Annotated in this window: 15 protein-coding genes and 1 pseudogene; 14 read left to right on the plus strand and 2 right to left on the minus strand. The window is 35.4% G+C overall.

The window, feature by feature from the left end; genetic code table 11:
* Window positions 1–280 precede the first annotated feature (280 nt).
* The 12 genes and pseudogenes from AC1B0Z_RS13030 (at window position 281) to AC1B0Z_RS13085 (ending at window position 17,059) form a co-directional block, all read left to right on the plus strand.
* Window positions 281–3,409, plus strand: a complete 3,129-nt coding sequence (locus AC1B0Z_RS13030; protein WP_483792476.1) for a SusC/RagA family TonB-linked outer membrane protein — start codon at window positions 281–283, stop codon at window positions 3,407–3,409.
* A gap of 26 nt (window positions 3,410–3,435) precedes the next feature.
* Window positions 3,436–4,977 carry a RagB/SusD family nutrient uptake outer membrane protein gene (locus tag AC1B0Z_RS13035; protein ID WP_483792477.1) on the plus strand — a complete coding sequence of 514 codons (1,542 nt, stop codon included), beginning with the start codon at window positions 3,436–3,438 and terminating at the stop codon, window positions 4,975–4,977.
* 83 nt (window positions 4,978–5,060) lie between these two features.
* Window positions 5,061–8,375 (plus strand): VCBS repeat-containing protein, encoded by a 3,315-nt coding sequence (locus AC1B0Z_RS13040; RefSeq protein ID WP_483792478.1) that lies wholly within the window; start codon window positions 5,061–5,063, stop codon window positions 8,373–8,375.
* 18 nt (window positions 8,376–8,393) lie between these two features.
* The gene (locus tag AC1B0Z_RS13045; RefSeq protein WP_483792479.1) at window positions 8,394–10,580 is read left to right on the plus strand and encodes a beta-glucosidase; all 2,187 of its coding nucleotides are present in this window, start codon (window positions 8,394–8,396) and stop codon (window positions 10,578–10,580) included.
* A gap of 6 nt (window positions 10,581–10,586) precedes the next feature.
* On the plus strand, window positions 10,587–11,555 hold the full coding sequence (locus tag AC1B0Z_RS13050; RefSeq protein ID WP_483792480.1) for an SMP-30/gluconolactonase/LRE family protein: 969 nt from the start codon (window positions 10,587–10,589) through the stop codon (window positions 11,553–11,555).
* A gap of 9 nt (window positions 11,556–11,564) precedes the next feature.
* A pseudogene (locus AC1B0Z_RS13055) lies at window positions 11,565–13,575 on the plus strand (glycoside hydrolase family 3 N-terminal domain-containing protein).
* An 8-nt stretch (window positions 13,576–13,583) separates the two neighbouring features.
* Complete coding sequence (locus AC1B0Z_RS13060; protein ID WP_483792481.1) at window positions 13,584–13,829, plus strand: fibronectin type III-like domain-contianing protein; 246 nt, start codon at window positions 13,584–13,586, stop codon at window positions 13,827–13,829.
* Window positions 13,830–13,834: 5 nt separating this feature from the next.
* Window positions 13,835–14,311: a gluconokinase gene (locus AC1B0Z_RS13065; RefSeq protein ID WP_483792482.1), complete on the plus strand. Its 477-nt coding sequence runs from the start codon at window positions 13,835–13,837 to the stop codon at window positions 14,309–14,311.
* A gap of 1 nt (window position 14,312) precedes the next feature.
* A complete protein-coding gene (locus AC1B0Z_RS13070) occupies window positions 14,313–14,771 on the plus strand; it encodes an NAD(P)-binding domain-containing protein (protein ID WP_483792483.1) in 459 nt (152 codons plus the stop codon).
* Window positions 14,749–15,069: a hypothetical protein gene (locus tag AC1B0Z_RS13075; protein ID WP_483792484.1), complete on the plus strand. Its 321-nt coding sequence runs from the start codon at window positions 14,749–14,751 to the stop codon at window positions 15,067–15,069. Before AC1B0Z_RS13070 ends, AC1B0Z_RS13075 begins: the two co-directional genes overlap by 23 nt.
* A 5-nt stretch (window positions 15,070–15,074) precedes the next feature.
* Entirely contained in the window at window positions 15,075–15,704 is a 630-nt protein-coding gene (locus AC1B0Z_RS13080; RefSeq protein ID WP_483795308.1) for an NADP(+)-dependent, decarboxylating phosphogluconate dehydrogenase, read from the plus strand.
* A gap of 8 nt (window positions 15,705–15,712) precedes the next feature.
* Window positions 15,713–17,059 carry a GntP family permease gene (locus AC1B0Z_RS13085; RefSeq protein ID WP_483792485.1) on the plus strand — a complete coding sequence of 449 codons (1,347 nt, stop codon included), beginning with the start codon at window positions 15,713–15,715 and terminating at the stop codon, window positions 17,057–17,059.
* 54 nt (window positions 17,060–17,113) lie between these two features.
* Here the strand turns inward: AC1B0Z_RS13085 and AC1B0Z_RS13090 are convergent, their stop codons facing one another.
* Window positions 17,114–17,491, minus strand: coding sequence for a hypothetical protein (locus AC1B0Z_RS13090; RefSeq protein ID WP_483792486.1), 378 nt, complete (start codon window positions 17,489–17,491; stop codon window positions 17,114–17,116).
* A gap of 96 nt (window positions 17,492–17,587) precedes the next feature.
* On the minus strand, window positions 17,588–18,823 hold the full coding sequence (locus tag AC1B0Z_RS13095) for a 3-deoxy-D-manno-octulosonic acid transferase (RefSeq protein WP_483792487.1): 1,236 nt from the start codon (window positions 18,821–18,823) through the stop codon (window positions 17,588–17,590).
* 155 nt (window positions 18,824–18,978) lie between these two features.
* Between AC1B0Z_RS13095 and AC1B0Z_RS13100 the strand changes: the two genes are divergently transcribed.
* On the plus strand, window positions 18,979–20,136 hold the full coding sequence (locus AC1B0Z_RS13100) for a DegT/DnrJ/EryC1/StrS family aminotransferase (protein ID WP_483792488.1): 1,158 nt from the start codon (window positions 18,979–18,981) through the stop codon (window positions 20,134–20,136).
* On the plus strand, window positions 20,129–21,148 hold the full coding sequence (gene galE, locus AC1B0Z_RS13105; protein WP_483792489.1) for a UDP-glucose 4-epimerase GalE: 1,020 nt from the start codon (window positions 20,129–20,131) through the stop codon (window positions 21,146–21,148). The genes AC1B0Z_RS13100 and galE overlap by 8 nt, the downstream gene beginning before the upstream one ends.
* Window positions 21,149–21,303: the final 155 nt, after the last annotated feature.

The raw sequence follows: 21,303 nt of genomic DNA on the forward strand, positions 1-21,303 counted from the left end.
GTTAAATTTGGTAGGCTCACTTTTATTAAAAAATGAAACCAAAAGAAGCTTACCACAAACTTATATTAGAAATTGCTGTAATAACCGTATTGATGGGGTTGTTTGTTTTTCTTATAACAAGTATCTAGTGGGGATTTTGGAAGAGTACTAAACTATATTTATTAACCAAACAAATGCACTTTATGATTTAAACAACTACAAGAAAAGGAGGTATTGGTAGTACCTCCCTAATTCATTTAAACTATTAAACATAGCTAACTATTTTGACAAAACTAAAATTATGAAAAAAATCAAAAGATTTGAACGCTTTAGTTTCAATTCACAAAAATTTAACTTAAAGTTGATTATAACCTGCATAATCATCATAAGTCCCTTATTATCTGCTAAAGCATTTGGTAACGACACTGATTATGATGATAACGCATTAGCGTCAATACAATCTTCAATCTCAGGAACAATCGTAGATGAAAGTGGTGTTCCACTTCCTGGGGTGTCAATTATTGAAAAAAATACAACTAACGGAACAGCCACAGATTTTGATGGTGGTTTTACACTTAATGTTTCTGGTTCAGATGCTGTTATCGTGGTAAGTTCAATGGGCTACAAAACGCAGGAAATAACAGTAGGTTCTAGAACTACATTCAACATAACAATGCAGGAAGACGCTGCTGCTCTTGACGAAGTAGTAGTAGTAGGTTATGGAACACGGCAAAAGAGCTTGCTAACAGGTGCTATCTCTAGCGTGGATACTAAAGCGATACAAAGTGCTTCGAATCAACGTATAGAGTCAGTATTGCAAGGTAGAACTTCTGGTGTTACGGTATCATCGTCTTCTGGTTCACCAGGTTCTGGAGCTCAAATAAGAATTAGAGGTACTGGTTCAAGTGGGAATGCTGAGCCATTATATATTGTAGATGGTATGAAAACGGCGTCTATAGTGGATATAGCACCATCTGATATTGCAAATATGGAAGTTTTAAAAGATGCCGCATCTGCTGCTATTTATGGTACAGAAGGTGCAAATGGTGTTGTAATTATTACAACCAAGCGCGGTAGAACTGGCGGTATAAAAGTTGGTTTTAATACACAATTGGGAACACAATTTTTGAATACAGATTTTGAATTACTTAATGCACAACAATTTGTGCAATATATGACTGAAGCAGGTAACAATGTTACTGATAACGGTTTTGATACGAACTGGATAGAAGAAACATTTTTAAGCGCACCAACAAGACGTTTTGATGTTAACCTTTCTGGAGCAACAGAATCAAACAAGCATTCATTCTATTTTTCTGCTTCTAATCTTAAACAAGACGGTATTATCGCAAGGGATAATTCGTCGTTTAACAGAACTACAATGCGTCTTAATTTAAGATCAGAGCTCGCGGATTGGATAGAAGTTGGCACTAATATGTCGTTATCGTCTCGTAATCGTTTCGGTATTGTAGAGAATAACTCTTTTAGAGGGGTAGTTCAAAATGCGTTAATAATTGATCCTCTAACACCTGTATTTTACGAAGATGGGCAAGTACCTCAAGATGTTATAGACAGATCTAATGATAACAATGTGCCATTGATAACTAATAGTAACGGACGTGTATATGGCTATCCTAGTTTTTCTACGGGAGAGGTCTTAAACCCTGTTGCTTTAGGTACAGAGTTGAACAGATCCAACTTTATTGGGTCTCAATTTTTGTCTACGACATATCTAAAATTAAAGCCGTTAAAAGGACTAGAAATTACTTCTCGTTTTGGTTACGAAAGAGGTAATAATGATAACAGAAATACTGTTATCCCTTATTTTGTGGCTTCTGAAGCGGCTAATTCATCATATACTGGAGCTCAAGTAAGAACTAGCGACAGACGTTGGTTGTGGGAAAACTTTGCAAACTACAGTACGACCCTAGGAGACCATAGTATATCTGCTTTAGTCGGGTATTCAGCAGAGGATAGAGATATTGATACTAAAATTTCAAGAAATTTTTCTATCCCTATAGAAGACTTTGTCCGTTATAATTTTAACGAGAGTGTTCCTGGAGAAGAAATTAATGTGGTTAACCCATTCTTTGATAACTTAGTGTCTCTTTTTGGAAGATTATCTTATGGTTTTGCTGATAAATATTTATTTGAAGCTTCATTTAGAGCAGATACCTCTGATAAGTTTCCATCAGCAAACAAAACAGGATACTTCCCTGCATTTTCGGCAGGTTGGGTAGTGTCTAACGAGGATTTTTGGAACGATAGTGGTAAAATTAATTATTTTAAACTTCGCGGAAGTTGGGGGCAAAATGGTAGTAAAGCGAATTTAAGAGGAAACTCTGATAGAACTTTTATTACAAGACTTGACGGTAGAGGACAGCCATTTGATTATTTAGGCAACATAGGAGCTCAAATTACAGGATTCTCTAATGTGAACTTGCTTTGGGAAACGTCAGAACAGTATGGCGCAGGTATAGATTTAAGAGCATTTAATAATAAAATGAGATTTTCTGCAGATTACTATGTAAAAACAACAAGAGATTTAATAATTTCTGATGGTAGTTTAATTACGCCAGGATCTGCAGGATTTATATCTAACGAATTTAATGGGGGAACGATTGAAAATAGTGGTTTCGAATTTGAATTAGGTTATAGCGATACCAATGAAAGTGGTTTTAGATATGACATTAATTTGAATTTATCAACATTAAAGAATGTTGTTACAGACATTGCAATTGTACCTGAAGGGACGTCTTTAGTTGGTGCTAGTGCCCCAGGAAACCCAGACGGTGTTACGCGTTTCTCTAAAGGTCTTCCAGCATGGTATTTCTTTGGTTATGAAACAAACGGTGTAGATCCTGCTACTGGTGAGCTAATTAGAGTAGATACTGATAACAACGGGACAATTGACAATGCAGATAAAACCTTTATTGGATCCCCTCATCCTGATGTTTTATTTGGAGGTAACATAGCACTAGGTTATAAAAACTTCGATTTTAATCTACAATTTCAAGGTACTTTAGGTAATGAAATAATAACAACATATCACCAACCTTCAAGACCAATTACCAATAAACCATTGCATTTCTTTACAGAGAGATGGCAACAACCTGGAGACAATGCTACGTTCCCAAGTGCAGCTAACGTAATATCTACCTATGATACTGATTTAGTTGTAGAAGATGGCTCTTACATGAGAATTAAGCAGATACAGTTAGGATATACTTTCCCGAAAACCTTATTAGGAAATTCTGCACTTAAAAATTTAAGAATGTATGTGTCTTTAGATGATTATTTTACATTTACAAAGTACAGAGGATTAGACCCAGAAATTGGTAACTTTGGATTTAACTCTATTGGGGTTGACCGAGGATATTATCCAACAGCGGCCAGAGCTATTTTTGGCCTGTCTTTAAATTTATTTTAATAAAAAAAATGAGAAAAATGAAAAAAATGAGAAAAACAATTTTAGCAAGTATTGCCTGCTGTTTTTTAGGCATACTATCTTGTAATGACGAGTTTACAACCAATCCACCCGAGAATGTGGAGGATTTGAGTACTTTTTTCCTTGAATCTTCCAATGTAGAGGCTGCTGTTATTGGCGTGTATGATTTAATTCAACTTAATTATGGTAGAGACTGGCATAGTGCATTTTTAGTAAAATTACTACCCGGTGATGATGCGAACGCTGCTGGTGGTAATAGTGGAGACCAACCCCAATTGCAAGACATTGACGATTACGCCAACGTTACGGCTTCTAATGCATCCATTACTAGTGTTTGGGATATTTTTTACAGAGCCATAGCGTTAACAAACTTAATTGAACAAAATTTAGTAGACAGTACTTTATCTAACAAAGAGTCTGCGCTAGCTGAAGCTAAATTTTTAAGAGCATGGAGTTATTTTGAATTAACTACAATGTTTGGTGATATTCCTTTAAGGCTTACAGTGCCAACTGGGGCGGAAGATTTTGCTGCACCAAAGGCATCTAGAGCAGACATTTATGCGCAAATAGAGGCGGATTTAAATGATGCTATTAATGGATTACCAGATAAATCTGCAACAGACGCCTTTAGAGTATCTAAAGGTGCAGCGCAAGCATTAATGGGTAAAATTTTAGTATTTCAAGGGCGTTATACAGAAGCGTTAACACACTTAAGCGCAGTAATATCCAATCCTTCACATGATTTAGAGCCAAATGTTGCTGATGTTTGGAGTATCAATAACGAGTTTGGTATCGAGTCTTTATTCGAAATAGGTTATGTGTCTACTTCTGGAAGAGATTGGGGTAATATTGCTTGGGGTGGACGTAACGAAAGTAACTTACACATTCAATTAATGGGACCTCGTGGTGACGGTATTTTTGATGTAACTGGTACTGGTCTTATCAACGGCTGGGGTTTTAATTTACCCACGGCTAAATTAGCAAATGCGTTTGATGCTGCTGGAGATACAGATAGAAAAGCGGCTACACTTTTAACAGAAGAAGAACTTATTGCTATTGGAGGTGCTGTAGATCAATCTGCTGCTACTGGTGGTGCGATTTGGGATTATGAAGGTGCTATAAGAATGAAATATGCAACAAGAGCATCAGATACCTCTGAAGGTGGAGTAAGAGAACTTAATTACAGTACTAACTTTAGATTATTACGTTACGCTGAGGTATTATTATTGGCTGCAGAAGCTTATAATAAAAGTAACCAAGATGGTATGGGTAGAACAGAACTAAATAAAGTTAGAAATAGAGCTGGATTAGCCGATATTGATGCTTCACTTACAGGAGATGCTTTATTTGAAGCTATAGTAGACGAGAAGTTTTTAGAGTTAGCTCACGAAGGTCAGCGTTTTTGGGATCTTGTACGTTGGGGTAAAGCTTCTACTGAGTTAGCAGGTACTGGTTATTCTGCTAAGAATGACTTATTCCCAATTCCTATTACAGAAATAGATAAGAACGGGGCTTTGTCTCAAGATGACCAAAACCCTGGTTATAATTAAGAGTTATTTTAGTTTGAGTTTAGTTTATTTTTTAGGCAGCGTGCATTTATGCATGCTGCTTAATCTTTAATAGTCCTTTATTAATGCTTAAAAAGTGCATTTTATTTTATAGTATTACTTTCTTGTTTGGCTGCCAAAAGACAACTGAAATAGAAACATCTAAGGTATTATTTCAGAGACTTAATCCCGATGTTTCTAATATTCACTTTAATAATACATTAACAGAAACAGAAGATTTAAACTATTTTAAATACACCTCCATTTATATGGGTGGGGGTGTTACTGTAGGCGATATAAATAATGACGGTTTTGTGGACATCTTTTTTACAGGAAATCAAGTTGAAAACAAACTCTACTTGAATAAAGGCAACTTGCAGTTTGAGGATATTTCCAAATCTGCAAATATTCAAGGCGATAATCGCTGGTACACTGGTGTAACAATGGTAGATATTAATAGCGATGGTTACCTAGATATTTATTGCGCTGTTGCTGGTAAAGATGGCGTAAAAAACAATCAACTTTTTATAAATAATAAAAACAACACATTTACAGAACAGGCAAAATTATATGGTATTGATGATGAAGGCAATTCAGTACAATCTACATTTTTTGATGCCGATAATGATGGGGATTTAGATTTATATGTTGCCAATTATCCCATAGCACATCCATCTACCTCAAATATGGAATATAAATATCGAATGGATAACGTTACCGATATGCAATCTGATAAACTATATCGAAACGATAATGGTACTTTTGTTAATATTTCAGAAGAGGCAGGGGTCAAAAATTATAGTTTTTCTCTAGGAATTACTGCCGCAGATATAAATAATGATGGTTGGCAGGATTTATATGTATCTAACGATTACAGTATTCCAGATTTTTTATACTTAAACAACCAAGACGGTACATTTATAGAGGTTATAAAAGAGGCCACCTCGCAAACAGCATTTTATGGTATGGGGATTGATATAGCCGATTTTAATAACGATGGCTTTCTAGACATCTTTCAAGTAGATATGGATTCCAACAACAACCGCAGGCAAAAAGCAAATATGGCCAGTATGAATCCAAGGTTGTTTTATGAAACGCTTCTATACGGGTTTCATTATCAATACATGCACAACTGTTTGCAATTAAACTCTGGTTTTATGCAAAACGGTATTCCAAAATTTTCAAATATTTCTAGGTTATCAGGAACGTCTTCTACAGATTGGAGCTGGGGACCTCTCTTTGCCGATTTTGATAATGATGGCTTCAAAGATTTATTTGTAACCAATGGCACACGACGTGAGGTAAACAACAAAGATTTTTTTAACAAAATTGGTAAAGAGGAATATGACTCATACTCGCTTCTTGAAAAAACCAAAATGATTCCTTCCGAGAAGATTGATAATTTTATGTTTAAAAATTTAGGAGGATTAAATTTTGAAAGAGTTAATAGTCAATGGGGAATAGAGCATAAGGGATTCTCTAATGGTGCGGCCTATGCCGACTTGGATAATGATGGCGATCTTGAAATTATAACGAACAATTTAGATGAAAAAGCTTCAATTTTTGTGAATAATACTATATCAGCAAATAATAATGAAGCGCATAATAATTATCTTACTTTAAAATTATCTAATTCTAATAGTAAAAACACATTTGGTTTAGGCACTAAGGTTTATGTATACGCCAATGGTGGCATGCAAATGCAAGAACTCACCCTTACCAGGGGGTTTCAATCATCTGTAGGCCCGGAGTTATATTTTGGTTTAGGTAAAGAGACTGTAGTAGATAGTATTAAAGTGGTATGGAATAAAGAGCAATACCAAGTGCTAAAGCAAGTTAAGACCAATCAAAGTATTTTAATAAAACCAAACAACCTTAGATTAACAGAAAAATCGAGGATAAATATTAAAAACACATCTATCTTTCTCTCAGAAACCCAAATTGACGCACCCAAGCACATTGAAAATGACGTAGATGATTTTGCGACGCAGGTACTACTTCCCCATAAAATGTCAACGCTTGGGCCAGCATTGGCAGCAGCAGATGTTAATGGCGACGGTTTGCAAGATTATTACTTTGGCGGTGCATTTGGGCACGAAGGCAAGCTTTATATTCAAAATGATAGCACATTTGTTGAAAACACACTAACTTGTTTTAAAAATGATAAATTACCAGAAGATTTAGGCGCATTATTCGTTGATGTTGATAATGATGGCGATAAAGATTTATACGTGGTGAGTGGCGGTTATGAGTTTGCAACAAACTCTACAATGTTAAAAGATAGATTGTATATAAATGATGGTGCAGGTCACTTTACAAAATCGGGCAGTGCATTACCAGAATTTATTTCAAGTGGCTCTAAAGCGTATCAGTTGGATTATGATAAAGATGGTAAGAAAGATATTATAGTCTTAGGAAGACAGATTCCTGGAAAATATCCACTTCCAGCAACCACCCATATATTAAGAAATATATCTTCAAATGAAAACATAAAATTTGAGAATGTTACAAAACAAATAGCACCTTTTTTCGAAAATTTAGGTATGGCAACAAGCGCTGTAGTTACCGATGTAAATAATGATAGTTGGGAAGATATAATCATTGTAGGCGAGTGGATGCCTATAAAAGTGTTTACTAACAATGAAGGTGAATTTGTTGATGCTTCTGAAAAAATGGGACTAAATGATGATACTACTGGTTGGTGGTGGAGTATCAATCAAGGCGATTTTGACAGTGATGGCGATATGGACTATATCATTGGTAATAATGGGCTTAACTATAAGTACAAAGCCACCGAAAATGAGACCTTTGATATTTATGTAAACGATTTTGATAAAAACAACAAAAACGATATCGTATTAAGTTATTACAACGATGGTAAACAATATCCTGTAAGAGGTAGAGAATGCTCTTCACAACAAATACCAGCTATAAAACAAAAATTTAAAAATTACAACGATTTTTCGCAAGCTACACTTGTAGATGTGTATGGTGAAGACAACTTAAAAAATGCAGTGCATTACCAAGTAAAGTCTTTTGCCAGTGTGTATATGGAAAATAAGGATGGCAAATTTATTATAAATCCGTTGCCAGTTGAAGCGCAACTTTCAAGTGTTAATCAAATTTTGATTGAAGATTATAATAAAGATGGGTATAAAGACGCTTTAATTGCAGGGAATCTCCATAATTCTGAAGTAGAAACTCCAAGAAATGATGCAGGATACGGATTGCTTTTAAAAGGCGATGGTAAGGGTGATTTTAGTGCCGCAACTATTCAAGAAAGTGGATTTTATGTTCCTGGAGATGTTAAAGATCTAAAAACAATACGTCTAAAGAATCAAAACTATATCATCGCAGCAAAAAATAACGACTATTTACAATTCATTAAAGTCAACAATTAAAAAATTCAAATTACAAGAATGAAATTATCAAAAAAAACTCAGGGATTCACATTGGCATTATTTCTAACCCTTGTCAGCTTTATAAACGCACAGCAAGACATGAGTATAGAGAAAGAAGTAGACAGTATTTTAAGTATGCTAACGTTAGAGGAAAAGGTGGCGCTATGCCATGCACAATCTAAATTTAGTACTAAAGGAGTAGGACGTTTAGGGATACCAGAAATTTGGATGTCTGATGGCCCACATGGTGTTAGAGCTGAGATAAGTTGGGATTCTTGGGATTATGCGGGTTGGACAAACGATTCCATAACAGCGTTTCCTGCATTAACGTGTTTAGCTTCTACATTTAACCCTGCTTTGGCTGGAGACTATGGGTTTAGTATAGGCGAAGAAGCGCGTTACAGAAAAAAGGATGTACTCCTTGGCCCAGGAGTAAATATTTATAGAACGCCTTATAATGGTAGAAATTTTGAATATTTAGGTGAAGATCCTTTTCTGGCTTCAACACTTGTTGTGCCATACATAAAGGGCGTGCAAAAAAATGGAGTTGCGGCTTGTGTAAAGCATTATGCCTTGAACAATCAAGAACATTGGCGTGATAAAATAAATGTTGAGGTTAGTGATAGAGCCTTATACGAAATTTACCTGCCAGCATTTAAAGCGGCAGTACAAGAAGGTGGTACATGGGCTATAATGGGCGCCTACAATAAATTTAGAGGCACATATACTACACACCATCCGTTGTTAAGTAAAATTTTAAAAGAAGATTGGGGTTTTGATGGTACCGTAATAAGCGACTGGAGTTCGGCACACTCAACCAAAGAGGCGGCACTTTATGGATTAGATATTGAAATGGGTACAGGAACAGATGGTTTAGGCACTACTACCTTAAATCATTACAGCAGGTATTTTCTAGCTAAACCGTTTTTAGAAGCCTTAAAAGCAGGAACTATTAGCGAGTCTGTCTTAGATGATAAAGTAAGAAGGGTGTTACGTTTGCGTTACAGAACTAATATGAATGAAAACAGACCATTAGGAAATGTAAATACAAAAGAACACCATGAGGTAGCCCGTAAAGTAGCAACTGAAGGTATTGTGTTGTTAAAAAATAAAAATAATTTCTTTCCGATTGAAGATAAAGAAGGTTTAACAATTGCGGTAATTGGTGAAAATGCTACGCGCTCTATGACTGCTGGCGGAGGGTCTTCAGAATTAAAACCACAATTTGAAATATCGCCGTTGCAAGGTTTAAAAGCACGTTACAAAAACGCAAAAATTATTCACACCATGGGCTTTGGTTCAGGCCCTTCGGTATACGATGTAGTTATGCCATCACCGTACAACGCAGATTCTTTAAAAACAAAAGCTATTGCTACGGCTAAAGAAGCTGATGTTGTGTTATTTGTTGGAGGTTTAAGTAAAAGCCATTTACAAGATTGTGAGGGGGATGACAGACAGCAGTACAACCTACCTTTTGGTCAGGATGAACTGCTTAATGCTATTAAAAAAGTAAACAAAAATGTTGGTCTTATATTACTAACAGGAAACGCTGTAGAAATGCCATGGTTAGATAAAATAGATGGTATTATTCAAGGATGGTATTTAGGAAGTATGGCAGGACATGCCTTAGCCGACGTGGTAAGTGGTGATGTAAACCCATCAGGTAAATTACCGTTTTCGTTTCCTAGAAAAATTACAGATAATGGCGCTCATTTTTATGGCGAACTTTCATATCCAGGGGATGGGGTAAATCAATATTACAAAGAAGATATTTTAGTAGGTTACCGTTGGCACGACACAAAAAAAACACCGTCTCTTTTTGCTTTTGGTGAAGGGAAATCATACACCTCTTTCACACTTTCTAACATTTCAGTTAATAACAAAAAATATACTAAAGATGGTACTATTTCGGTAACATGTGATGTTACCAACACTGGAGCAAAAGATGGGGCTGAGGTAGTACAGGTTTATGTAGGTAAAACAAAGTCTAATGTAAAAAGAGCTTTAAAAGAACTTAAAGGTTTTAATAAAGTAAGTGTAGAGGCTGGAAAAAGTAAAACTGTTACCATAGAAATTCCAGTAAGTTCACTGGCCTATTACAACGAAGATAAAGGAGATTGGGATATCGAAAGTGGTAAATATGTGGTGCATGTGGGTAATGCTTCAAACAATATTTCTAAAGCCTTAAAAATTAATATCCAATAATATTATATGAGAAAACATATTAGTTTTATTTATCTAGTGGCACTATGTTTTGGGTGTAAAAACAAAAACACTGATGTTGCGCCTCAAAACGATAATCTTAGAAATACGGCAATATTAGAGTATAAAATAGCATCAGATTTAGGAGAAGGTGCTATTTGGAATTATAAAACACAAAGACTTAATTGGATAGATATTGAGAAAAAAACACTCAACATTTACAATCCAAGCACAAAGGAAAATAAGGTGATACCTATGCCTTTACGAATTGGTACCGTTGTTCCTGTAAATGATAATGAAGTATTAACGGCCTTGGAAGATGGTGTCTACAAAACGAATATTACTACGGGTAAATCCAATCTTTTTGTGGATATGAAATCTGAAAATAAAGATGCGCGCCTTAATGATGGCAAATGCGATCCACAAGGACGTTTATGGGTAGGTTCCATGCAATGGGAACAAAAAACTGGCGAAGCTAAGTTATATGCTATTAATGCCGAAGGCGCATTGAGCGTAAAAATTGATAGCGTAAGTATATCTAATGGTATTGTTTGGAATGCAAGTAAAACAAAAATGTACTATATCGATACGCCCACGTCTCAAATTCAAGCTTTTGATTATAACGATGAAAGGGGTGAAATATCAAACAAACAAGTGGCGGTACAAATACCAGAGTCTTTGGGTTTTCCAGACGGTATGACTATAGATGAAGAGGATAAGCTTTGGGTTGGTATGTGGAACGGAAATGCGGTAATACGTTTTAATCCCGAAACAGGAGCTGTTTTACAAAAAATAGAAGTACCTGCACATAATGTAACGTCTTGCACTTTTGGAGGCGAAAATCTAGAAACCTTATACATCACATCTGCTCGTGTTGATATGACGGATGAAGAGTTAAAAAAATATCCACTATCAGGATCGGTTTTTAAAGTAAACCCTGGTGTTAAAGGTGTTAAGTGTTCATTTTTTAAATACTAATTATGCCTTATGAAGATTGATTACCGTATTGTCATAGTTCTATTGTTTATAGGCTTATGGAGTTGTGAAAAACAAGACAATAGCATCCATGCAGTTGATGAAAATTCTGAAAAAGAGGAAGAATTCATCAATAAGCTTTTGTCTCAATTATCTCTGGAGGAAAAGATAGGACAAACCAACTTGCGTGGTACTTCAAGCAGATCTAAAACCCTATCCGAGGAGTTAAAACAGCAAGTTAGAGATGGTAAAGTTGGGGTACTGTTAAATGTGATGAATACTGAATTTGTTGATGAGCTACAACGCATTGCGGTAGAGGAGAGGCCTAATAAAGTACCTTTAATTTTTGCTAGAGATGTTATCCATGGTTTTAAAACCATGTTTCCTATTCCACTTGGAATGGCAGTTTCTTGGGATGCAGAAGTGGCTAAAATTCAGCCATGGTGTCTGCAAAAGAGGCAAGCTCTGTTGGTATAAAATGGACCTTTGCCCCTATGTTAGATATTGCCCGAGATAGCCGCTGGGGAAGAATTGCTGAGTCTCCAGGGGAAAATCCTTATTTGGCTTCTGTTTTAGGTAAGGCTTACATCGAGGGTTTTCAAGGCGAAGATTTAAGCAGTCCTCATAACATTGCGGCTTGTGCAAAACATTATATAGGGTATGGTGCAGCAATCGGTGGAAGAGATTACAATACTACCTACATACCAGAACCCTTAATGCAAAATGTGTATATGCCTCCTTTTGAGTCGGCAATTAATACTGGTGTAGCAACCGTAATGACTGCCTTTAATAAGATTAATGGTGTTCCTGCTTCTGGACATAAGTACCTTTTAAAAGATATATTAAAGGATAAACTAAATTTTGATGGTTTTGTGGTGAGCGACTGGGAATCGGTTACAGAAATGATTCTGCATGGTTATGCCAAGGATGAAAAGCATGCTGCCCAATTATCGGCAAATGCTGGATTAGATATGGAAATGACAAGTAAAACCTATGAGCATCACTTAAAAGATCTTATAGACGAAGGGAAAGTTACAGAAGAGCAACTAAATACTTTTGTTAAAAATATATTGAGGATAAAACTACGCTTAGGTTTATTTGAAACACCGTATCGCGACAAAAATAATACTGCAAATTTTTATAATAAAGAAGATTTAGAATTAGCTAAAGATGCTGCTGTTAAAAGTACAGTAATGCTCAAGAATGAAAATGTACTTCCATTAAAAAAGAATGCAAAAGTAGCACTTCTAGGACCATTAGCAGACGCGCCCTTAGATCAAATGGGTACTTGGACCTTTGATGGGAATCCAAAACATGCCATAACACCGTTTAGCGCTTTTAAAACAGCGAACATTAATTATAACTATGTTGCTGGTTTAACGCATAGTAGAGACTTAAAAAAGACACAATTTAACAAAGCTTTGGCTGTAGCAAAACAATCAGATATTGTGGTATTTGTAGCGGGCGAAGAAGCCATACTTCTGGTGAGGCACACAGTAGAGCCTCTATAGATTTGCCAGGAGTTCAAGAAGACTTAATAAAAGCCATAGCCAAAACAGGTAAAACTATTGTTTTGGCCATTATGGCAGGACGCCCAATAAGTATTACCAATATCTATAGCGATGTGGATACGATACTGATGTGTTGGCATCCAGGAACAATGGGCGGGCCTGCCATTACTGAAATTGTTTTTGGAGAAGCAGAACCTCAAGGGCGATTACCAGTATCGTGTCCAATAACAGCAGGACAACTACCCTATTTCTATAATCATAAAAATACAGGAAGACCAGCTGTTAAAGAAGATTATGTAGCCATGTACGATATTCTTATTGGTGCGTGGCAAAGTTCATTAGGTAACGATTCGCACTACCTTGATATTGGTTATAAACCACATTTTCCATTTGGTTATGGTTTAGGATATACCAGTTTTGAGTACGAAAATATCGCAGTTTCAAAAGACACTATAAACTTTGATGAGACTATTAAAATGAAACCTTCCATCACAAATTCAGGGCAGGCATAGGAAAAGAAGTGGTACAACTTTACATTCAAGATGTTACCGGGAGCATTACCAGACCTATTAGAGAATTAAAGCGCTTTAAGTACATACAGCTAAAATCCGGGGAAACACAAGAAGTAACATTTACATTATCTTCTGAAGACCTGAAATTTACAAATAGCGAATTAATTAGAGCTGCGGAGGAAGGCGATTTTAATGTTTGGATTGGCTCAAATGCATCTGAAGGATTAAAACATAAATTCTATTTAGCCAAATAAAGATTATGATTATTGTTATCATGGGTGTAAGCGGTTGTGGTAAAACTACTATAAGTAAACAATTGGCTAATCAACTTAAGCTTCCGTATTATGATGCAGATGACTTTCATCCGAAATCTAATATTGATAAGATGGCCAGCAATAAAACTTTAAATGATGCAGACAGAAAGCCATGGTTATTAGATTTAGCTAAACATATTAAGCTATGGTCTTCAAATGGAGGTGCTGTTTTAGCATGTTCAGCTCTAAAAGAAACATATAGAGCGTTGCTCTCATCTCACTATAAATCCATAGTTTGGGTCTGTTTATCAGGAACAAAGGATGTAATAGAAAAGCGAATTAACCAAAGACAAGGGCATTTTATGAGTTCCAATTTATTAAACACACAGTTTGATACATTAGAAATTCCAGATTATGGCATTCACGTTGATATTATTGAGTCGCCAGAACAAATTGTTAAAACTATAATTTCTCAATTATAAAATGAAACAGGCAGATATAGGAGTTATTGGACTGGGAGTAATGGGTAGTAGTTTAAGTCTAAATTTTGCCAGCAAAGGATTTAATGTTTCTGTATATAATAGATTAATACCAGAAGAACAGCATGTTTTAGCTAACTTTTCAAAGCGTGTATCAAAAGAGATGTTTGTAAACATTTTTACAGATTTAGGAGGTTTTGTTGCATCCTTAGAGCGTCCTAGAAGAATACTAATGATGATAAAAGCGGGTCGTGCTATAGATGTGGTAATTGAAGCACTATTACCATTTTTATCAGAAGGAGACATGATTTTAGATGGTGGAAATTCACACTATTTAGACACAAATAAAAGGGTTGAAGTTTTAAAACAAAAAGACATAGGCTTCATGGGTTGTGGTATCTCAGGTGGAGAAAGTGGTGCTTTAAACGGGCCCGTCTATAATGCCAGGAGGTACAAAAGATAGTTACAAAGAGGTGGCCCCTTTTTTAGAAGCAATTGCTGCAAAAGATAAAGATGGTGCAGCATGTTGTACACATATAGGGCCTGAAGGCGCAGGACATTTTGTAAAAATGATTCATAATGGTATAGAATATGCCGAAATGCAACTTCTTGCAGAATTATATGGTTTACTTAGTACATCTAAATCAAACGAGGAAATAGCCGACGTTTTTAAAACCTCGAATACAAATGATTTAGACAGTTATTTACTTGAAATCACCATTGATATATTACAAAAAACTGAAAACAATGTATATGTTTAGATACTATTTTAGATAAAGCTGGTAATAAGGGTACAGGTTCTTGGTCTGCAAAGGCAGCTTTTGATTTAGGTTCTGTAAACACTATGATGTCTGCTGCGGTTTTTGCACGCTATGTGTCTTCCTTCAAGTCGCGCAGTGTAAAACTGTCTAAGTTTATTGATGTAAATTTAAATAGCTATGAGAGTGTTGATATAGACTTACTGGAAGGTGCTTATAGGTTCGCCAGAATCATTAATCATCATCAAGGTTTTGAATTGATAAAGGAAGCTTCAAATGCATTAAATTGGGATTTAAATTTATCCGAAATTGCAACAATCTGGACAAACGGTTGTATTATACGATCAAAATTTATAGAGGATTCAATAGATGTTTTTAAGAGACACGATAGCTATTTTGATAGTGAATCAATATTAAAGCAGTTAACCTCTGATGAACCTGCAATTAAGCAGAGTATTATGCTCAGTATGCTTAACCGAACAACATTTGATGCCTTCTGGTCTGCCTATAACTATTGGATTGCTATGACTTCAGAAAAACTTCCAGCAAATTTAATTCAGGTACAGCGAGATTATTTTGGAGCTCATACGTACGAACGTGTAGATGCACCAGAAGGACAATTTTTTCATACAAATTGATGTTCATCATGATAGATTTTTCTCTTTTAACGTCTGTATTAATAGGTGTTGCCTTATTGTTAGTTCTAATTTTACGATTTAAAATACAAGCGTTTATTGCGTTACTTATCGCGAGTATCGTTGTTGGTGTATTAGCAGGTATGCCTCCTTTAACCATTGTTAAAACCATGCAGGAGGGCATGGGGAATACATTGGGTTTTGTTGCTGTTGTTGTTGGATTGGGAGCTATTTTTGGTGCTATTTTAGAACATTCTGGAGGCGCAGAATCTTTGGCAACTTATTTGTTAGGAAAGTTTGGAGAAAAACGATCATCTTGGGCATTAATGCTAACAGGTTTTGTTGTTGCAATTCCTGTGTTTTTTGACGTGGCCTTTATTATTTTGGTGCCAATGATATACGCCTTACAAAGAAAAACAGGCAAATCATTATTGCTTTACGGTATCCCTTTATTGGCAGGTTTGGCCATAACACATGCATTTATACCACCAACACCTGGACCAGTAGCAGTTGCAGATATTTTAAAAGCAGATTTAGGTTGGGTAATTCTTTTTGGATGTATTGCAGGGATTCCAACAGCTATAGTTTGTGGCCCTATTTTTGGAAAATATATTGCAAAGAAAATACACATAAAAGCACCACAGTTAAGTGAAACGGTAGTAATAGAAAAAAGTACACCGCCGGTACGTACTATAATTACTATCATAACAATACCTATTGTTTTAATTGTTTTAAATACTGTAATCCGAAGTCCATTTTTTGAAAGTTATAATCTTTCAGAAAGTATACTAGAATGGGTAGGTATGATAGGACATCCATTTTCGGCTTTAATAATAGCAAATCTTATCGCATGGTATGCATTAGGAGTAAAAAGAGGGTTTACAAAACAACAGCTTTTAGATATTAGTACAAAATCTATGGGGCCTGCTGGAATTATTATTTTATTAACGGGTGCTGGAGGCGTCTTTAAGCAAATGTTGGTAAATACAGGAACAGGAGAAATGTTGGCTAATTATTTTGCCGATAAAGGTGTGAGTATTATACTATTTGCGTTTTTATCAGCAGCTTTAGTCCGTATCTTACAAGGTTCTGCTACTGTAGCTATGATTACAGCTGCGGGACTTACGGCACCGCTTTTAGTAGATTCTATTTCAGAGCCTCAAAAAGCGTTAATGGTTATTGCTATTGCATCTGGCGCAAGTATTTTATCGCATGTTAATGATAGTGGGTTTTGGCTAGTTGGTAAATATCTAGGATTATCAGAACAGCAGACTTTTAAAAGTTGGACAGTTATGACAACACTGTTGGCTTTAATTGGTTTTGTTTCAGCTTCTGTCTTGTCACTTTTATTTAAATAAATAAAAAAACCACCTTGTACAAGGTGGTTTTGAAATTTTTAACAAGGGCTTTTCTTAGTTACCGCTTTTTAATTTTTCTGCTTCTTTTTTTACGGCATTAGCAGCATCGTCAGCAGCTTTTCCAGCAGCATCAACTGCTTTATCAACTGTTTCGCCTGCTTTTTTAGCGGCGTTATCTACGGCTTCACCAGCAGCGTCAACCGCACCATCTACAGCTTCACCAGCTTCTTTAACAGCACCTTCAACTGCATCTCCAGCTTTTTCTGCAGCTTCACCAGCAGCCTTTACCGCATCATCGGTAGCTTCTTTTGTTGCATCAGCAGCATTTTCTATAGCTTCCTCTACAGATTCAGCTTTTTTGGTGTCTCTACATGATGTAAAAGATAATCCTAATGCTAATAATAAAGCTGTTCCTAAAACTAATTTTTTCATTTTGTCGTTGTTTTTAGTGTTAATTATTTAGTTTGCAATTTAATATCAATAATTAAAATGCGAACATTTTTTTTGGTTTTCTTTAAGAAAAACATCTTATATACGCAGATAATCTAGTATTTGGATGACAGCACCACTATTCTTCTTTATAAACTCCAAGTTTTTAGACCCTGATTTTTCTCTGTAGTCACTATTTTCTAATAAACTTTTTAGAGTTTCATCAAATTCTTCTTGGTTTTTTACAGTAAACATCCCTCCATTATTTATCATGGCCTGCGCTTCAGGAAACTTTTTATGATTTGGGCCAATTAAAATAGGCATACTAAAAACAGCGGGTTCAAGCGTGTTGTGTAGCCCTGTAGTACCCATAGCACCGCCAACATAGGCGATGTCGCCATAACTGTAAATTTTAGATAAAAGCCCTATGGTATCAATTATTAAAATATCATAATCAGCTAAAGATTTATTCTTAATCTCAGAGAATAATATGATTTTTCTATTAGTTTTCGAAATAAAATTTCTGATTTGGGATTCTTTTATGTTATGAGGTGCTATTATATATTTTATTCCAGAAGAAGCTTTGGTATTGATAAAATTAATAAATAAAGTTTCATCTTCAGGCCAAGAGCTGCCTAATATTACACACAAATCATTTCCTTTAAATTTCTCGACAAAATTTAATCTGTTGTCCGCTTTTATTTGATTACTTACCCTATCAAACCTAGTGTCTCCAGAAACTGATACATTATCATAGCCAATAGACTTCAATAATTGCTTTGAACTTTCATTCTGAGTAAAAATATGCTCAAAAACAAACAGAGATTTCTTAAACAAATTGCCATAGAATTTAAAATAGATTTGATCGGGCCTGAAAATAGCCGAAATCAAAATAGCCCGCCTCTCACTTTTTTTAAGTTCAATTAAATAATTTGGCCAAATATCGTATTTTACAAAGACTGAAAGCTCTGGATGTATAAGTCTTATAAAACGTTTTGCATTTTTTTTAGTATCTAAGGGTAAGTATACTACAACATCCGCAACAGGGGCGTTCTGCCGTATTTCAAAACCTGATGGAGAGAAAAAACTCAACACAATTTTATGGCTTTTATAATGTGCTCTTATTTTTTCAAAAACAGGCAACCCTTGCTCGTATTCGCCAAGGGATGCACAATGAAACCATATGGTTCGGTCTGTAGCTTTAAGTCGTTGATCAAGCATGCTGAACGTATGCTTCCTTCCCGCAACGCCTAGTTTAATTTTAGCGTTGAAAAGTGCTACGATTTTTAAAATATAATCTGTAAAGTATGTGCCTATATTATATATATATTGCAAGCCTGTTATCTTTCTTGCTAAAATACATTTCTTTGAAATAAATCAATGGATGACATTGATGAATTTTGTAATTTTGTAAGTTGACAACTCAAGCAGAGTATAATTAAAGTGGGGTCATAATCTGCTTTTGTGATTATGATTCTAAAACTTCGAATATGAAGAAAATTCAAATGGTTGACCTCAAAGGTCAGTATAACGACATAAAAGATGTTGTTTCTACTTCAATAGATAATGTAATTGAAAATACAGCTTTTATAAATGGACCAAAGGTTCACGAGTTTCAAAAGAATTTAGAAAATTATTTAGGTGTAAAACATGTTATCCCGTGTGCTAATGGAACAGATGCGTTGCAGATAGCAATGATGGGGCTTGGTTTAAAACCAGGAGACGAGGTGATTACCGCAGATTTCACGTTTGCAGCTACCGTAGAGGTAATTGCACTGTTGAATTTAACACCTGTTTTAGTGGATGTTAATGAAGACGATTTCAATATTAATATTGAAGCTCTAAAAAAGGCCATTACTCCAAAAACAAAGGCGATTGTTCCGGTACATTTATTTGGGCAATGTGCAAATATGGAAGCCATTCTAGATATTGCAAAAGCGCATAGTTTACATGTCATTGAAGATAATGCTCAAGCTATAGGCGCAAATTACACTTTTGAGGACGGTACAAAGGCAAAAGTAGGAACCATTGGCGATGTTGGGGCTACGTCATTTTTTCCATCTAAAAACCTAGGAGCATATGGCGATGGTGGTGCTATTTTTACTAATAATGACGATTTGGCGCACATCATAAGAGGTATCGTAAATCATGGTATGTATGAGCGTTATCATCATGATGTTGTGGGTGTTAATTCGCGTTTGGATAGTATTCAGGCTGCAGTATTGGATGCAAAATTGCCAAAATTGGATAGGTATAATAAAGCAAGACAAAGTGCTGCAATTAGATACAATAAAGCTTTTGAGAATATTGAAAATATAGTTACACCAGAATTGACTAATGGTTGTGGTGAGAATATATGCGATACTTGTGATTGTCACGTATTTCATCAATATACATTAAAATTAAAAAATATTGATAGAGATGCTCTTGTGAAGCATTTAAATGAAAATGGTATTCCGTGTGGTGTATATTATCCAATCCCTTTGCATCTTCAAAAGGCTTATAAAGATGATAGATATAAAGAATCGGATTTTCCAGTAACAAATACATTGGTAAAAGAAGTGATTTCCTTGCCAATGCATACGGAATTGGATGACGAGCAGGTTGATTTTATAACATCAACCATAATTAAATTTATAAATGGATAAAATATTAGTAACAGGTGGATTGGGGTTTATTGGCTCTCATACTGCTGTAGAGTTGCAAAATGAGGGCTATGACGTAGTTATCATTGACGATTTGTCAAATTCCTCAATTGATGTTTTAGAAGGCATTACTAATATCACTGGTAAAAAACCAATTTTTGAAAAATTAGATTTAAAAAATAAGGCTGGTGTTGGCGCATTTTTTGCTAAACATAACGACATAAAGGGTGTCATTCATTTTGCAGCAAGTAAAGCGGTTGGAGAGAGTGTGCAAGCACCATTGTTGTATTACGAAAACAATATTGCCACGTTAGTATATGTTCTAAAGGAGTTGAAAAAATTACCCTCTGCTTGCTTTATTTTTAGTTCATCATGTACCGTATACGGACAAGCAGATGAACTACCAATTACTGAAAGTGCTCCTGTTAAAAAAGCAGAATCGCCATATGGCAATACAAAACAAATTGGGGAGGAGATCATACAAGATACCTGTAAGGTTATAGACTCTTTAAAGGCCATTGCATTAAGATACTTTAATCCTATTGGAGCTCATGAATCAGTCGAGATTGGAGAGTTACCTATTGGTGTGCCTCAAAACTTAGTGCCATTTATTACCCAAACGGCAATAGGCTTGCGAGAACAACTTTCGGTATTTGGAGATGATTATCCTACACCAGACGGGACATGTATCAGAGATTATATTCACGTAGTGGATTTGGCAAAAGCACATGTTGTTGCACTTAATAGATTGCTGCATGGAAATAATAAAGCTAATTATGAAACTTTTAATTTAGGAACAGGTAAAGGAAGTTCGGTATTAGAAGTTGTAAAATCATTTGAGCGCGTTTCAGGTAAAGAATTAAATTACAAGATAGTAGATAGGAGAGCAGGGGATATTACAGCGGCATATGCTGATACTACTTTGGCGAATGAAGAATTAGGTTGGAGATCAAAATTTTCTTTAGATGATGCTATTCGTTCTGCTTGGAATTGGGAGCAGAAGGTGAGAGGGTAGTCTTTATTTATAATTACAGTTTATAGCCATTTCTAACCAGGAATGGCTTTTTTATGCTTTAAGCCTGATAATAGTAGTAAAAGATTATCGGAATTTACCTTTTTAAGAATTTTTTAAGATTTACCGATATCTTTATTTATAAATTCATAATAAAA

The sequence above is a fragment of the Hyunsoonleella sp. J2K-J805 genome (assembly GCF_057167125.1).

Bases quoted from the DNA above. Each gene is read 5' to 3' on its own strand.
- AC1B0Z_RS13030 (WP_483792476.1), top strand. From the start codon at position 281: ATGAAAAAAATCAAAAGATTTGAACGCTTTAGTTTCAATTCACAAAAA.
- AC1B0Z_RS13035 (WP_483792477.1), top strand. From the start codon at position 3,436: ATGAGAAAAACAATTTTAGCAAGTATTGCCTGCTGTTTTTTAGGCATA.
- AC1B0Z_RS13040 (WP_483792478.1), top strand. From the start codon at position 5,061: ATGCTTAAAAAGTGCATTTTATTTTATAGTATTACTTTCTTGTTTGGC.
- AC1B0Z_RS13045 (WP_483792479.1), top strand. From the start codon at position 8,394: ATGAAATTATCAAAAAAAACTCAGGGATTCACATTGGCATTATTTCTA.
- AC1B0Z_RS13050 (WP_483792480.1), top strand. From the start codon at position 10,587: ATGAGAAAACATATTAGTTTTATTTATCTAGTGGCACTATGTTTTGGG.
- AC1B0Z_RS13065 (WP_483792482.1), top strand. From the start codon at position 13,835: ATGATTATTGTTATCATGGGTGTAAGCGGTTGTGGTAAAACTACTATA.
- AC1B0Z_RS13070 (WP_483792483.1), top strand. From the start codon at position 14,313: ATGAAACAGGCAGATATAGGAGTTATTGGACTGGGAGTAATGGGTAGT.
- AC1B0Z_RS13075 (WP_483792484.1), top strand. From the start codon at position 14,749: ATGCCAGGAGGTACAAAAGATAGTTACAAAGAGGTGGCCCCTTTTTTA.
- AC1B0Z_RS13085 (WP_483792485.1), top strand. From the start codon at position 15,713: ATGATAGATTTTTCTCTTTTAACGTCTGTATTAATAGGTGTTGCCTTA.
- AC1B0Z_RS13090 (WP_483792486.1), bottom strand. From the start codon at position 17,491: ATGAAAAAATTAGTTTTAGGAACAGCTTTATTATTAGCATTAGGATTA.
- AC1B0Z_RS13100 (WP_483792488.1), top strand. From the start codon at position 18,979: ATGAAGAAAATTCAAATGGTTGACCTCAAAGGTCAGTATAACGACATA.
- galE (WP_483792489.1), top strand. From the start codon at position 20,129: ATGGATAAAATATTAGTAACAGGTGGATTGGGGTTTATTGGCTCTCAT.